Source organism: Bacillus sp. FJAT-50079, assembly GCF_018343515.1.
GTDB lineage: Bacteria > Bacillota > Bacilli > Bacillales > Bacillaceae_C > Lederbergia.
Genome location: NZ_JAGYPD010000004.1, coordinates 515,760 through 531,296 on the forward strand (window position 1 = coordinate 515,760; position 15,537 = coordinate 531,296).

The following is a 15,537-nucleotide window of genomic DNA, read 5'->3' on the forward strand; positions in this document are numbered from 1 at the left end:
AATGGATTGACGGCATGCAGTGAATCTCGCTACACTGGAGAAAGTGATAGGGGGAAAGAAAGATGGAAAGAATTTCATGGAATCAATATTTTATGGCGCAAAGCCATTTGCTTTCATTTCGCAGTACGTGTACAAGATTGACTGTTGGGGCAACGATTGTTAGGGACAAACGAATCATTGCCGGCGGTTATAATGGATCGATTGCTGGTGGAGTACATTGTATTGATGAGGGCTGCTATGTTATTGATAATCACTGCGTGCGAACGATTCATGCGGAAATGAATGCAATCATTCAATGTGCAAAATTTGGTGTGCCAACGGATAACTCAGAAATTTATGTAACGCATTTCCCATGTCTGCAATGCTGTAAAGCAATCATTCAAGCGGGAATTAAAGCTGTTTATTATGCGGAGGATTATAAAAACCATCCACACGCCATTGAACTATTCGAACAAGCAAATGTGAGGGTGGAGCATGTTCCGCTTGATAAGGACATATTTCTAAAGTTATCAGAAGAACAATAAAGTAAACCTCTACCCGAATTAGATAAGTAGGGGATGAACGGCGTAATGCCTTTTGTAGGGTCCTGACCTCGATGACGCTGAAGATGTACATTAAGAAGGAATCAATGGCTAAAAACGCCGTCAACACCGTTTGTGACCTGCTTCGTTCGGGCTTGAACTAATCGGACATTTAGCTGTCGTTATTTCCCGCTTAAAGTTTGTTTTTATTGCCAAATCTTTAAGTGGGAATTGCGGCATCTTATATGTCAGATAACAAGGAAGGGAGGCTGGCATGAGCTTTTCTTCAAAAGGAGGGAAGGATGGCAAGTAAATGGTTTTTTGTTGCGATTGCGGCGCTAAGCGGAATCTTGCTTGCATTTGAATTCAATTTGTTAACTTTGTTTATCGCAATGCTTATGTTTATTAGAGTATTCGCGGAAAAGAACCGCCGATTACTCATTATCTGTATAGTTGCTACGATCGGCGCTTATTTTTGGACGAATCATACCGAAATGAAAAACATAACAAACTATGCAGCAGGTAAGGTGCAGCTATCGGTTACATTTAAGGAATTTCCGCTTATTGACGGCGATCAGCTCAAAGCAGTTATCGTTGATCATCAAAAGGAAAAGATGCTGCTCACGTATCGAATTCAAAGTGAAGCTGAGAAACAATTTCTAGAAGAAAATATGAAATCGGGGATGTCATGTGTTGCTGATGGAACGCTTATTAAGCCAAAGGGAAACAGCAATGAACATGCTTTTCATTATGAGAACTATCTTTTTCGACAGCAGGTTCATTGGTTGTATGAAGTAAATCATTTAGATGCATGTCAATTTTCAACAAACTCCTTGATTGCTCATTTGCAAAATTTAAGGGCAGCCTGGATTAACAAAGTAGCAGCGAATATCCCAGATCCGTTAGCTGCGTATGTATCTGCATTAATCTTTGGTGATCGCACTGCGTTTACAGATGATGTGTATACTGCTTATCAGCGGATTGGTGTCGTTCATTTGCTTGCCATTTCCGGCTTACACATCGGTTTGCTTATTGGCTTTATTTATTTTTTATTATTAAGAAGTGGGGTTGAAAGGGAAACGATTTTTTGGTTGCTCGTGTATACGCTACCGATCTATGCAGTTATTAGCGGCGGTAATCCACCCGTCGTAAGGGCGGTTTTTATGTCTCTCGCTTTGCTTGCTGCACAACGTTGGCGCCTTCCAATAACGGGGCTGGACGCGATTTCGATCAGCTTTTTTATCTTATTGTTCATTCAACCTTATTGGATCTATCATATTGGATTTCAGCTTACGTATGCAGTAAGTTTTGCCCTCATCGTTTCTTCGCAGCAAATTTTTAGAAAAAATACCCCGTACATCCAAATGTTAACGAATATTTCATATGTCTCCATGCTTGCTTCGGTTCCAATCATTACCTTTCATTTTTATGAATTTTCCTTACTCAGTATTATCGCGAATATCTTTTTCGTTCCTTTTTATTCACTTATTATCGTCCCCCTCGTGTTCCTGCTTTTTATTTTTCAATTTCTTTTTCATCCATTGTTTTTCCTTTTATTGGAGTTCGGACACTATTTAATTTCCTTTTCAGAGTCAATCGCTACACGAATGAGTGCCTTTCCATTTGCGACAATTGTAACAGGAAAGCCATCGTTGCTTTCCCTCGGTTGTTTTATCATTGGTGTATTTGCGTTTGGGTTACTGCGTGAACGGGGAAAATCAAATGTCATTGCGACACTTCCTTTCATCATAATCGTAACAGTCCACTGTTTATTTGTAACCTTTTCACCAAAAGGGGAAGTCATATTTATTGATGTTGGACAAGGGGATAGCATATTAATCCGCCTTCCATACAATCGTGGCATCTATTTAATTGATACGGGCGGGACGCTTTCCTTTCCTGTTGAGGACTGGCAAAAACGAAGTAAACCTTTTCAGCTCGGTGATCGTATTTTAATGCCATTATTCAAAAGCAAACGAATCACTACAATTGATAAGCTAATTTTAACTCATAGTGATGTCGACCATATCGGTGCAGCCAAAGAATTGCTTGGAAAAATAAAATTGAAAGAGATCATCATCTCTCCCTATTCATGGGAAAAACCGATCATGAAAGAAATCGTCGTAAGAGCTAACGAGCTTGGGATTAAAGTGAAGGAGGAAAAAGCCGGGGAACGATGGAATAATAAGTCGGGACAATTTCAACTGATTTATCCGTTTGATGATCAATATGAAGGCAATAATGATTCACTTGTTCTATATGCGAAATTAGGTGGCTTAACATGGTTATTTACGGGTGATTTAGAAAAAGAAGGAGAGGAAGAAATGCTTAAAGCTTATCAAGAGCTAAAGGCTGATGTGTTAAAAGCCGGCCACCACGGGAGTCGTAGCTCAACGACAGTACCATTTATACAAACAGTCATGCCAGCATATGCAATCATTTCGGCCGGAGAAAATAATCGATATGGGCATCCGCATGATGAAGTTCTTTCAATATTAGCGGAGCATCATGTTAATGTATTGCGCACGGATAAAGATGGAGCCATTCACTACGAGTTTATTGAGAAAAAAGGAACCTTTAAAGCAAAATGGCGTAAGATAATAACAAAAGCGCCCGATTAAAAGAAAAAGGTGCTCTAAAAAATAAAAAAGAAGCTTGCGATGGCAAACTTCCTTTTCTTCCTTTTTTCTGTTGTTATTTTCCGAGCAGCTCGATGATAGTTCCAATTGCAAAAATAGCTGCGAAGAAAACAAAGGAAACGACGAAGCCAATTCCTGAATCGATCGCATCATTGCGCTTCGATTGGGGATTTTGTTCAAATTCGTTCATGGCTACCCCTCCTATATACCACCTTAGTATAAACGAAACTTGTAGAAAAATCCACTGTTCCCATTACCTCTACTGACAAGACTTGACACCCATATTTTTAATCATGAAGGTCACACTATCATTAAGAAAGATTTCATTAGCCTTTTCAAATCCAAGTCTCGCTTCAGCTAAAGAATCCTAGGCCTTTATCTGAAGTGTTCAATATAGATTGGGGACAAATGTTTATAAAATGTTTGTCCCATTATCTCTTGTCAAAAAGCTCTTCATTGGATTACCATATACATATGTACAAGTAGAGGAAGGATTATATTTAATGAAGGCATGGAAAAAAATTGAACAAAAGCAATTTTCGCCATTATATTTATTATATGGAACGGAACACTATATAATCAATGAAACAAAACAAAAATTAATGGCAAATGTGTTAACGGAAGCAGACATGGATTTTAATTTGTCGGTGTATGATTTGGAAGAAACGCCGATTGAGCAAGCGATTGAAGATGCGGAGACCTTTCCGTTTACAGGCGATACAAAGTTGATTATCTTACAAAATCCAATTTTTTTAACTGCTGAAAAGCCAAAAGAGAAAATCGAACATCAGCTAAAGCGTTTCGAAGCGTATATCGAACAACCTGCACCATATTCAATCGTCGTTTTGGCTGGGGCGTATGAGAAGCTGGATGAGAGAAAAAAACTTACGAAGCTGCTTAAAAAAAATGCAGAGGTCATTGAAGCAAAAAAATTAAATGAACCTGAACTGAAAGCATGGGTGAGGGAACAAACAGTTGCCTATGAAGTAGAAATGGATGATGTGGCAATTGAGCTATTGCTTGCTTTAGGTGGTTCCGAATTAATGAAATTACATACGGAATTGGAAAAACTTGTTCTTTATGCAGGTGACTTGAAAAAAATTGACGCGGAGATGGTTGAAAAGCTTACATCAAGATCAATCGAGCAAAATATTTTTGCACTTGTTGAAAAAGTTGTTCAGCGCAAAATGGATGAGGCGTTTCGGATTTATTATGATTTAAGAAAGCAAAATGAGGAACCAATTAAAATTTTAGCTTTGCTTGCTGGACAATTTCGTCTTATTTATCAAACGAAGGAATTGTTAAAAAGAGGGTATGGGCAACAACAAATCGCTTCATCGCTTAAAGTTCATCCGTATCGAGTAAAGTTGGCATCAGGACAGGCGCGCTTTTTTTCTGAAGAAGAACTAACGGCGATTATGTCATTGCTTGCAGATAGCGACTACCAGTTGAAATCTGGCGGATCAGCAAGAGAGATTTCTCTTGAACTATTTTTATTTAAATTGGGAAGCTTAAAAATTTAAGGGGATAAAAACGTAATAAAAGGGCAAAATAATGTGGCAAAACTCCTATACGATTGAGAAAAACAAAAATCCGGTTCAGATATATGAACCGGATTTTTGTTATGCACCAATTGTACTTAGTTTTTTTGCTAAGCGTGCTTTTTGACGATTTGCTGTATTTTTGTGGATTAAGCCTTTGCTTGCAGCTTTGTCCAAGTTTTTAACAGCAACTTTGAACAAATCTTTTACGTTTTCTTCTTTTGCATCAACAGCTACTTCGAACTTTTTGATCGCAGTACGCATTGCAGATTTAACAGCTGAGTTTTGAGCATTTTTTGCTTCGTTAATTTTTACGCGTTTAATTGCAGATTTAATATTTGGCATTCCATTCACCTCCTGACAATAATCGAGGTTCTATATCTCTCGACGTTCACCAATTCATTCACAATAAGAACAAGAAATATTTTATCAAACGATAAGTGGAAAAGCAATGATAATTCATTTCTGCATGAAAATAACTTGGAAAGGAAAAGCTTGACGGTAAAGAATAGTTTTTATTTGGAAGGAGTAGGGTAGATGGAATCGAAAGAACTTGATTTAAGTCGGTATGGAGTAAGGACGGATTTGGCAACGGAAGCGTTTGAAATTGCCCTCGATCAAACGACTGAAAAACAGAAAGAAACGAGAACAATTGAAGGCGTCATAATAAAAGAGAAAATGATTGACGATGTGAAAATTTTATCGACTGAAATTACTCAAGAGGGTGCTGAAAGATTAGGGAAAAAAGCAGGCCATTATTTAACACTTGAAGTTCAGGGAATTCGCACGCAAGACAGTGTTTTGCAACAAAAAGTTCAGGAAGTGTTTGCAGCAGAATTCAGCGCCTTTCTTCAAATGCTACATATAAACAAAAACGCGAGCTGTTTGGTTGTAGGACTAGGAAATTGGAATGTAACACCAGATTCACTCGGACCTCTCGTTTGTGAGAATTTAATCATTACGCGACATTTATTCGAATTGGAGCCTGACCATGTTGACCCGGGCTATCGCCCTGTCAGTGCTTTATCTCCGGGGGTAATGGGGCTAACAGGGATCGAAACGAGCGATATTATTTTCGGCGTTGCGGAAAAATCGAAGCCGGATTTTATTATTGCAATCGATGCTCTCGCTTCACGATCAATCGAACGAGTGAATGCAACGATTCAAATTTCAGATACAGGTATTCATCCAGGCTCAGGGGTTGGGAATAAGCGCAAAGAATTAAGCAAGGAGACGCTCGGGGTTCCCGTTATATCGATCGGTGTACCAACGGTTGTCGATGCGGTCTCGATTACGAGCGATACGATTGATTTTATCTTAAAACATTTTGGTAAAGAATTAGCTGAATCTGGCAGACCATCAAGATCATTGGCACCTGCTGGGTTAACATTTGGAGAAAAACGCAAGCTTACGGAAGAGGATCTACCAGAAGAACGTGAAAGAAAAACATTTATGGGAATGGTTGGCACATTAGATGAGGAAGAAAAAAGGCGCTTGATTCATGAAGTCCTTGCCCCACTTGGCCATAATTTGATGGTGACTCCCAAAGAAGTAGATGTGTTTATTGAAGATATGGCAAATCTATTAGCTGCTGGATTAAATGCTGCTCTTCATTCTGCCGTTGATCAAACAGATACTGGTTTTAAAACTAGATAAAATTCGTTCTATTTATTTTCATGTTTCATATAAATTTAATAGAAGGGAGGAAAAGAAATGAGAAATTTTATCGTAAAATGTCTTGTGCTTGTCATTGTTTTCTATGCGGGGGTATATATTGGCGTAAATAAAACGAGTGAGGAGCTTGGACATGAACAAAAACAATCATTTCCTTCCCCCGTCTCTAAAGAGGAATTGGAACGAATGCAAGTCAAAGTTCATGAGGAAACAGCAGATATGAACATGCCCAATGTAGAGAAAAAAACGGAAGCTCCGGGTAAAAATGTTTTATCGGAAATTGGCAAAGGCTTGGCCGTTTTTGTTACGTCATTCGCCCAAAAAACAATTTCTTTGTTCACTCACTTTATCTAAACAATAAAAAATTGCGCATCCACTTGGGTGCGTTTTTCATTGTTTTGGGCAAAAAAGATCCTCCTAAAGAGAGAACTTCCGACATACTGTTGATTTCCACTCCAAGCGGGCGTGTAGCGCCTGAAGCGGCTTACCGCTCGCCCCGCGGAAAGCGAAGTGCCTGGAGTGCAAATCAACATCCAACTTCAAAGTAGAATGAGTAAAATAGAAGAGGACTTTCAAGAAAATTAGTTTTTGCGACCTTTTGAACAAACCTTTAAAAAGATTCTTGACTAGGGGTAAGGAAACGTGTGTTTGCAACGGAAATTAACACCCGCATCCCACCACGCAACCTTTTTAAAAATGCCGAAAGTAAGCATCATAAAATCAATCAAACGATTTTCATTCTGAAAATACCTGTGTGATGAAAAGACATTCACTACTTATGAAAACGGGTAAATTGAAATTCATTGCTCATTGAATCATTGGCTGATATAATTTACCCTAGCATACATGCGCCGATTAACAGGAGTGAAAAAGATGAATCATGAAGAACGATTAAAAAGACAAGAGAAAATCCGCAATTTTTCAATCATTGCTCATATCGACCATGGGAAGTCGACATTAGCAGACAGAATATTGGAAAGTACGAAAGCTCTCACTTCTCGTGAGATGCAAAGCCAATTGCTAGATTCGATGGACCTAGAGCGTGAGCGCGGAATTACAATTAAATTAAACGCTGTACAATTAAAATATCGTGCCAAAGATGGGGAAGAGTATATTTTTCATTTAATTGACACACCAGGGCATGTCGATTTCACATATGAAGTATCGCGAAGTCTTGCGGCTTGTGAAGGAGCGATCCTCGTTGTCGATGCTGCACAAGGGATCGAAGCGCAAACATTAGCCAATGTTTATTTAGCGCTCGATAATGATTTGGAAATTCTTCCAGTCATTAATAAAATTGATTTGCCGGCGGCTGATCCGGAACGGGTGAAAAAAGAAGTAGAAGATGTGATCGGTCTCGATGCATCTGAAGCTGTGCTCGCTTCGGCAAAAGCGGGAATTGGAATTGAAGATATTTTAGAGCAAATTGTTGAAAAGGTTCCAGCTCCACAAGGAGATCCGAGCGGTCCGTTACAAGCTCTTATTTTTGACTCTCTTTATGATGCCTACCGAGGTGTCATTGCTTCGATTCGTGTTGTAGAAGGTACGGTAAAGCCAGGAGATAAAATTAAGATGATGGCGACTGGCAAAGAATTCGAAGTAATCGAGGTTGGTATTCATAATCCGAAGCCGACGCTTGTCAATGAATTAACCGTCGGTGATGTTGGTTTCTTAACCGCGTCAATTAAAAAAGTTGGTGAAACACAAGTCGGTGATACGATCACAAGTGCTGATAATCCAGCATCAAAACCATTACCGGGATATCGAAGAATGAACCCAATGGTGTTTTGTGGAATGTATCCGATCGATTCCGCTAGATTCAATGATTTGCGGGAAGCACTTGAAAAGCTTGAACTAAATGACTCCGCGTTACAATATGAGCCGGAAACATCACAAGCATTAGGCTTTGGTTTCCGCTGCGGATTTTTAGGGCTACTGCATATGGAAATTATTCAAGAAAGAATTGAGCGCGAATTTAATATTGATCTCATTACAACGGCACCAAGTGTTATTTACCAAGTGTACATGACAGACGGAACGGAATTAAAAGTGGATAATCCGTCAGATATGCCTGATCCACAAAAAATCGATCACGTCGAGGAGCCATATGTAAAAGCATCGATGATGGTTCCGAATGATTATGTTGGAGCAGTGATGGAATTAGCTCAAAACAAGCGCGGAAATTTTGTTGATATGCAATATTTGGATGATATTCGCGTGAACGTTGTTTATGAAATTCCACTTGCGGAAATCGTCTATGACTTTTTCGATCAATTAAAATCGAACACGAAAGGCTATGCCTCATTTGATTATGAAATGATCGGCTATAAGCCATCCAAGTTAGTGAAAATGGATATTTTATTAAATGGCGAAAAGGTCGATGCACTGAGCTTTATCGTCCATAAAGATTTTGCCTATGATCGAGGAAAAGTGATCGTTGAGAAGTTGAAAGAGCTTATTCCGCGCCAACAATTTGAAGTGCCGGTTCAAGCGGCAATCGGTCAAAAGATTGTAGCACGGTCGACGATCAAGTCAATGGGTAAAAACGTCCTAGCAAAATGTTATGGCGGAGACATATCAAGGAAACGGAAATTATTAGAGAAACAAAAAGAAGGTAAGAAACGCATGAAGCAAGTTGGTTCGGTTGAAGTTCCGCAGGAAGCCTTTATGGCAGTGTTGAAAAGAGACGAATCATAATAAAGATTAGGTAGCAAAGGGGGAGGTAAAGCATATGCATGCTGCACTTCCCCATTTGCTTTAAAAGGATGAGATTGGGAAATAACTAACGTGATCAAATTCGTAAGCGAACAAAGCAATACTTTAGCGTAGGAAATATACGTAGATTCCTGTGGGAAGAAAGGTATCGTTGAGACCCCGCAGTGCTCGTTTAAGGTACGAAACCTAAAGTCGCCACATCGTGTGGCAACGGCTTCGTGACCAACATCCTGTTGGCCCGAGGCTCAACAGCCGCCCGCGGAAAGCGAAGTATATTTACGGAGCGAGCTATTGGCAGTTTATATCGTTCGTATTTTGATTTGATAAAAAGCTTTTTTCCCATTCTCACGCACTATATGTAAGGTTGTGAAAAAAATGAAATCCGCATACATCCATATTCCTTTTTGTGAGCATATTTGTCATTACTGTGATTTTAATAAAGTCTTTTTACAAGGGCAGCCTGTCGATGAATATATTGAAATGCTTATTAAAGAATTCGCGATCACATTGCAATCGTATCCGACCGAAACACTCCGGACGATATTTGTCGGTGGTGGAACCCCGACGGCCTTAAATGAACAGCAGTTGGAAATGCTTTGTAAAGGGATAAGAGCCGAGCTTCCATTTCATGAAGGAGAATTTACATTTGAAGCCAATCCTGGAGATTTATCAATCGAAAAGCTGAAGATTCTTTCTGAGTATGGGGTGAATCGCCTAAGCTTCGGTGTTCAATCATTCAATGACGAATTGCTAGCGAAAATTGGACGTTCCCATAGGGTGAAAGACGTATATAAAAGCATTGATGCGGCTCAAAAACTTGGATTTTCCAATATAAGCATTGATCTCATCTATGCATTGCCAGGACAAACATTGGAAGATTTTCAATCCACTTTAGTGGAAGCATTAGCAATGGACCTTCCACATTATTCAGGCTACTCATTAATTGTTGAACCTAAAACAGTCTTTTATAATTTAATGAGAAAAGGGAAATTAATACTGCCAGGTGCGGATGTCGAGACGAAGATGTTCCACATGCTCATGGAGGAAATGGAGAAAAAAGGACTAAGTCAATACGAGATTAGCAATTTCGCCAAACCTGGATTTGAGAGCGAGCATAATCTCGTCTACTGGAATAATGAATCATATTATGGCTTTGGCGCTGGGGCACATGGGTATATTCAAGGAAAAAGATATTCCAATTCAGGGCCGCTAAAAAAATATATGGAGCCGTTACGCAATGGAAATTTGCCTATCTTTGAAGAAAATATTGTAACGAAACAGGAAATGATGGAAGAAGAAATGTTTCTTGGGTTAAGAAAAACGAACGGAGTGCAAATCAGCCACTTCTACGAGAAGTTTCACGAAAATCTTTTTGATGTTTTCCAAGCGCCGATTGATGAAATGACAAACAGAGGGTTATTAATGATTGAGGATGACCATGTACGCTTAACAACGGAAGGGCGCTTTCTCGGAAATGAAGTTTTTCAAGCGTTTCTTTTATGATTATTGTTTCTCTTTCATCAAAAGTAAAATCGTTGACAGCGAGCAATCATTTTGTTACTTTTATTATAGATTTAGCACTCGAGTAGATAGAGTGCTAACAGAGGTGATAAATGTTGTTAACTGATCGTCAGCTTCTTATATTGCAAGTGATTATTGATGACTTTATCGTATCTGCCCAGCCGATCGGCTCAAAAAGCTTATCACAGAAAAAAGAAATTTTGCTTAGCTCAGCGACAATTAGAAATGAAATGGCTGATTTAGAAGAGTATGGATTTATTGAAAAAACACATTCTTCATCTGGACGAATACCATCTGAAAAGGGGTATCGCTATTATGTGGATCATTTATTGTCCCCGCAAGCACTTCGTACAGATGATATTAAGAAAATCCATTCGCTTTTCTCTGAACGAATTTATGAGTTGGAAAATATCGTTCAAAAATCAGCGCAAATTTTATCTGAGCTTACGAATTATACTGCGATATTACTTGGTCCGGCTGTGAAAGAAAATAAGTTAAAAAAACTGCAAATTGTTCCGCTCAATCAAGAAACAGCCGTTGCAATTATTATTACGGATACAGGACATGTGGAAAATCGCATTTTTACTCTTCCGGAAAATATTGCACCTGAAGATATAGAGAAACTTGTCAATATTTTAAATGAGAAGCTTAGCGGAGTGCCCATTTCTCATTTAAGAGAAAAAATTGTGAGGGAAGTTGCAGAAATCCTGCGCCGGAATATTCAAGAATATGATGATTTATTACGAGTCATTACAGAAACCGTCGATGTTCCTAGCGCAGAAAAGCTTTTTTTCGCTGGCAAGATGAATATGCTGAATCAGCCAGAATTCCATAACATTGATAAATTTCGTTCATTATTGGCTATGATAGAGCAAGAAAAAGGAATTTATGAGTTGTTTAAGCATACACAACAAGGGATTCATGTGAAAATTGGCAGGGAAAATAATCACGAGAAAATGGAAGATTGCAGTCTTATTACGGCCACGTATTCAATTGGAGAAGAACCGGTCGGAACGATTGCAATTTTAGGGCCAACGAGAATGGAATATTCTAGGGTCATTAGCCTGTTAGACATATTAAGCAGAGATATGAGTATCGCCTTTACGAAGCTATACCAATAAAGATGCACCCAATCAGTGGGGCCTTCCCGCTGATTGAAGTGCGTTCATTTTAAGGAGGTGAAGTGTCATTATGAAAGATGAAACAGTAGTAAACGAACAAGAACAAGAAGTGGTCGAAGAGGCGACAGTTGCTCAAAATGAAAACGAAGAAAAGCTTCAAGATGAGGAAACGAATGAAGAAGCAGCAGTGGAAATTGTTGATGAAAAGGCTGAAAAAATCGCCGAACTAGAAACAAAGCTTGAAGAAGCTGAAAACCGCTACTTGCGCTTGTATGCCGATTTTGAAAATTTCCGCCGACGCACCCAGCTTGATCGGGAGGCGAGCGAAAAATATAGAGCAGAGAGCTTGATTACGGACTTACTCCCTCACATTGACAATTTTGAGCGTGCGATGCAAATGGAACCGGAACATGAGCAAGCAAAAGCGTTGCTAGCCGGTGTCGATATGGTTTATCGTGGCATTATTGAAGCGCTTGATAAAGAGGGAGCGAAGCAAATCGAAGCTGTTGGAAACGAGTTTGACCCTCATTTGCACCAAGCTGTGATGCAATCAGAAGACGAACAATATGGATCTAATATTGTCGTTGAGGAATTCCAAAAAGGATACCAATTAAAAGATCGCGTCATTCGACCGTCAATGGTAAAAGTAAATAAATAAGTCTTACATATTTTAATAGGAGGTTACAGACTTGAGTAAAATTATTGGAATCGACTTAGGGACAACAAATTCATGTGTTGCGGTACTAGAAGGTGGAGAGCCGGTAGTAATTCCAAACCCGGAAGGAAACCGAACGACTCCTTCAGTTATCGCATTTAAAAATGGTGAGCGCCAAATTGGTGAGGTCGCGAAACGTCAAGCGATTACAAACCCAAATACGGTCATGTCAATTAAGCGTCATATGGGAACAGACTTTTCGCAAGAAATTGAAGGAAAAGAGTATACTCCACAAGAACTATCTGCAATTATTTTACAATATTTAAAATCATACGCAGAAGACTATCTTGGTGAGAAAGTTGAAAAAGCTGTGATCACAGTTCCAGCGTATTTTAACGATGCTGAGCGTCAAGCGACAAGAGATGCTGGAATTATTGCAGGTCTAGAAGTAGAGCGGATCATTAACGAGCCGACAGCTGCTGCACTTGCTTATGGTCTTGATAAAACAGATGAAGATCAAACAATCTTAGTATATGACCTTGGTGGAGGAACGTTTGACGTTTCAGTCATGGAACTAGGTGACGGCGTATTTGAAGTACTTGCAACAGCAGGTGATAACCGTCTAGGTGGGGATGATTTTGACCAAGTTGTTATTGACCACCTTGTTGCTGAGTTCAGAAAAGAGAACGGCATCGACCTTTCACAAGATAAAATGGCGTTGCAACGTTTGAAAGATGCAGCGGAAAAAGCGAAAAAAGATCTTTCAGGCGTAACATCAACACAAATTTCACTTCCATTTATTACAGCGGGTGAAGCTGGTCCATTGCATATGGAATTAACGCTAACTCGCGCGAAATTTGACGAATTATCAGCGGATCTTGTTGAAAGAACAATGGGACCAACTCGTCAAGCATTACAAGATGCAGGTAAATCAGCATCTGAGATTGATAAAGTTATTCTTGTTGGTGGTTCAACACGTATTCCTGCTGTTCAAGATGCGATTCGCAAAGAAACAGGCAAAGAGCCTCATCGCGGAGTGAATCCAGATGAAGTAGTAGCGATGGGTGCGTCGATTCAAGGTGGAGTATTAACGGGAGATGTGAAGGATGTTGTTCTTTTAGACGTTACACCACTTTCACTTGGAATTGAAACAATGGGCGGCGTATTTACGAAATTGATCGATCGCAATACGACAATTCCAACATCAAAAGCTCAAGTATTCTCTACAGCTGCTGATAGTCAAACAGCTGTTGATATTCATGTTCTTCAAGGGGAAAGACCGATGGCTACGGATAATAAAACACTTGGACGTTTCCAATTGACAGATATTCCGCCAGCACCAAGAGGGGTACCACAAATCGAAGTTAAATTCGATATCGACAAAAATGGGATTGTAAACGTTAGTGCGAAAGATCTTGGCACAGGGAAAGAACAAGCGATTACGATCAAATCTTCATCAGGATTATCTGAAGATGAAGTAGAGCGCATGGTCAAAGAAGCGGAAGAAAATGCGGAAGCAGATAAAAAGCGTCAAGAAGAAGTAGAGCTTCGTAACGAAGCAGATCAACTCGTATTCACAACGGAAAAAACGTTGAAGGATCTCGAAGGAAAAGTTGATGCAGACGAAGTGAAAAAAGCTGAAGAAGCAAAAGATGCATTGAAAGCGGCGATCGAGAAAAATGAGTTAGATGCTATTCGTGAAAAGAAAGATGCCCTTCAAGAAATCGTGCAAAATCTTTCTATGAAGTTATATGAAGAGGCTGCGAAGCAAGCACAAGCGCAAGAAGGCGGAGAAGCTGGTCAAACGAGCAATGATGATGACAATGTCGTTGATGCAGAGTTTGAAGAAGTGGAAGACGACAAAGAGAAGAAATAAACTTGTATTTGAAAAGTCAAAGCCGACCGATTGGCTTTGGCTTTTCTCATGTAATTCAAACGAACCAAATATTCTTCCAATCAATGGCCACAAATGTTAAAATAAAGGTTATGTGAAAAGTTTCGGGAGTGTGTATACATGAGCAAAAGAGATTATTATGAAGTGTTAGGGATTGAGAAAAATGCTTCTCAAGATGAAATAAGGAAAGCGTATCGGCGTTTATCAAAAAAGTATCATCCAGATCTTAATAAAGAGGCTGATGCGGAAGATAAATTTAAGGAAGTAACTGAAGCGTATGAAGTGTTAAGCGATGAGCAAAAACGTGCTCAATACGACCAGTTTGGTCATGCGGGTCCACAAGGATTCGGTGGCGGGGGTGGCTTTGGAGGATCTGATTTTGGCGGTTTTGGTGGCTTTGAAGACATTTTCAGCACATTCTTTGGCGGTGGCGGTCGCAGAGATCCAAATGCGCCAAGACAAGGTTCCGATCTTCAATATACGATGACAATTACGTTTGAAGAAGCGGCTTTTGGAAAAGAGACGATCATCGAAATTCCCCGTGAGGAAACATGTAGTACATGTCACGGAAACGGTGCGAAGCCAGGGACAAAACCGGAAACATGTTCACACTGTCATGGAAGCGGGGAAGTGAGTGTTGAACAAAATACTCCATTCGGCCGCATGGTGAACCGCCGTGCATGTCAACACTGTCAAGGAACAGGGAAATTTATTAAAGAAAAATGCCATACTTGTGGTGGTGATGGAAGAGTTCAAAAACGCAAAAAGCTGAACGTGAAAATTCCTAAAGGTGTCGATGATGGTCAGCAAATGAGAATGTCAGGACAAGGTGAGGCCGGCATTAACGGTGGACCTCCAGGAGATCTTTATGTCGTTTTCCATGTGAAGCCACATGAATATTTTGAGCGAGATGGCGACGACATTTATTTTGAAATGCCAATTACTTTCGTTCAAGCTGCACTTGGAGATGAAATCGAAGTCCCGACCCTTCATGGAAACGTAAAATTAAAAGTTCCGGCGGGGACGCAAACAGGTACAAGATTCCGTCTGCGTGGAAAAGGCGTCCACAATGTGAGAGGGCATGGCATTGGCGATCAGCATGTATTGGTGAAAATCATCACGCCAACGAAGTTAACAGAGCAACAAAAGGAAGCATTGCGTCATTTTGCTGATGTGAGCGGTCAGACGCCAGATGAACATAATGAAAGCTTTTTTGAAAAGGTAAAACGTACGTTTAAAGGTGATTAATTGGAATG

At 39.8% G+C, this 15,537-nt stretch carries 12 protein-coding genes and 1 pseudogene; 11 read left to right on the forward strand and 2 right to left on the reverse strand.

What is annotated here, in order from left to right; translation table 11 throughout:
• Positions 1-62: 62 nt before the first annotated feature.
• Together KHA95_RS13385 and KHA95_RS13390 are read left to right on the forward strand one after the other, a co-directional pair.
• Positions 63-497: pseudogene (locus tag KHA95_RS13385) on the forward strand (ComE operon protein 2); the annotation flags it as partial.
• Between the two features lie 326 nt (positions 498-823).
• Entirely contained in the window at positions 824-3,142 is a 2,319-nt protein-coding gene (locus tag KHA95_RS13390) for a DNA internalization-related competence protein ComEC/Rec2 (RefSeq protein ID WP_213138007.1), read from the forward strand.
• A 73-nt stretch (positions 3,143-3,215) separates the two neighbouring features.
• On the opposite strand, the gene KHA95_RS13395 is transcribed toward KHA95_RS13390, so the two are convergent.
• Complete coding sequence (locus KHA95_RS13395; RefSeq protein ID WP_213138008.1) at positions 3,216-3,350, reverse strand: YqzM family protein; 135 nt, start codon at positions 3,348-3,350, stop codon at positions 3,216-3,218.
• Positions 3,351-3,663: 313 nt separating this feature from the next.
• Between KHA95_RS13395 and holA the strand changes: the two genes are divergently transcribed.
• Positions 3,664-4,683, forward strand: coding sequence for a DNA polymerase III subunit delta (gene holA / locus KHA95_RS13400; RefSeq protein WP_213138009.1), 1,020 nt, complete (start codon positions 3,664-3,666; stop codon positions 4,681-4,683).
• Between the two features lie 99 nt (positions 4,684-4,782).
• Here holA and rpsT read toward each other — a convergent pair whose 3' ends face one another.
• On the reverse strand, positions 4,783-5,046 hold the full coding sequence (gene rpsT / locus KHA95_RS13405) for a 30S ribosomal protein S20 (RefSeq protein WP_213138010.1): 264 nt from the start codon (positions 5,044-5,046) through the stop codon (positions 4,783-4,785).
• Between the two features lie 192 nt (positions 5,047-5,238).
• Between rpsT and gpr the strand changes: the two genes are divergently transcribed.
• The 8 genes from gpr (at position 5,239) to dnaJ (ending at position 15,529) form a co-directional block, all read left to right on the forward strand.
• The gene (gene gpr, locus KHA95_RS13410) at positions 5,239-6,357 is read left to right on the forward strand and encodes a GPR endopeptidase (RefSeq protein WP_213138011.1); all 1,119 of its coding nucleotides are present in this window, start codon (positions 5,239-5,241) and stop codon (positions 6,355-6,357) included.
• Positions 6,358-6,414: 57 nt separating this feature from the next.
• The gene (locus KHA95_RS13415) at positions 6,415-6,729 is read left to right on the forward strand and encodes a DUF3679 domain-containing protein (RefSeq protein ID WP_213138012.1); all 315 of its coding nucleotides are present in this window, start codon (positions 6,415-6,417) and stop codon (positions 6,727-6,729) included.
• A 519-nt stretch (positions 6,730-7,248) separates the two neighbouring features.
• Entirely contained in the window at positions 7,249-9,072 is a 1,824-nt protein-coding gene (gene lepA / locus KHA95_RS13420) for a translation elongation factor 4 (RefSeq protein WP_213138013.1), read from the forward strand.
• Positions 9,073-9,465: 393 nt separating this feature from the next.
• Positions 9,466-10,593 carry a radical SAM family heme chaperone HemW gene (hemW, locus tag KHA95_RS13425; RefSeq protein WP_213138014.1) on the forward strand — a complete coding sequence of 376 codons (1,128 nt, stop codon included), beginning with the start codon at positions 9,466-9,468 and terminating at the stop codon, positions 10,591-10,593.
• A gap of 113 nt (positions 10,594-10,706) precedes the next feature.
• Positions 10,707-11,732 (forward strand): heat-inducible transcriptional repressor HrcA, encoded by a 1,026-nt coding sequence (gene hrcA, locus KHA95_RS13430; protein WP_213138090.1) that lies wholly within the window; start codon positions 10,707-10,709, stop codon positions 11,730-11,732.
• A 70-nt stretch (positions 11,733-11,802) separates the two neighbouring features.
• On the forward strand, positions 11,803-12,390 hold the full coding sequence (gene grpE / locus KHA95_RS13435) for a nucleotide exchange factor GrpE (protein WP_213138015.1): 588 nt from the start codon (positions 11,803-11,805) through the stop codon (positions 12,388-12,390).
• 31 nt (positions 12,391-12,421) lie between these two features.
• Positions 12,422-14,263: a molecular chaperone DnaK gene (gene dnaK, locus KHA95_RS13440; protein WP_213138016.1), complete on the forward strand. Its 1,842-nt coding sequence runs from the start codon at positions 12,422-12,424 to the stop codon at positions 14,261-14,263.
• A gap of 138 nt (positions 14,264-14,401) precedes the next feature.
• Positions 14,402-15,529, forward strand: coding sequence for a molecular chaperone DnaJ (gene dnaJ, locus KHA95_RS13445; RefSeq protein WP_213138017.1), 1,128 nt, complete (start codon positions 14,402-14,404; stop codon positions 15,527-15,529).
• The last annotated feature ends 8 nt before the right edge of the window (positions 15,530-15,537 follow it).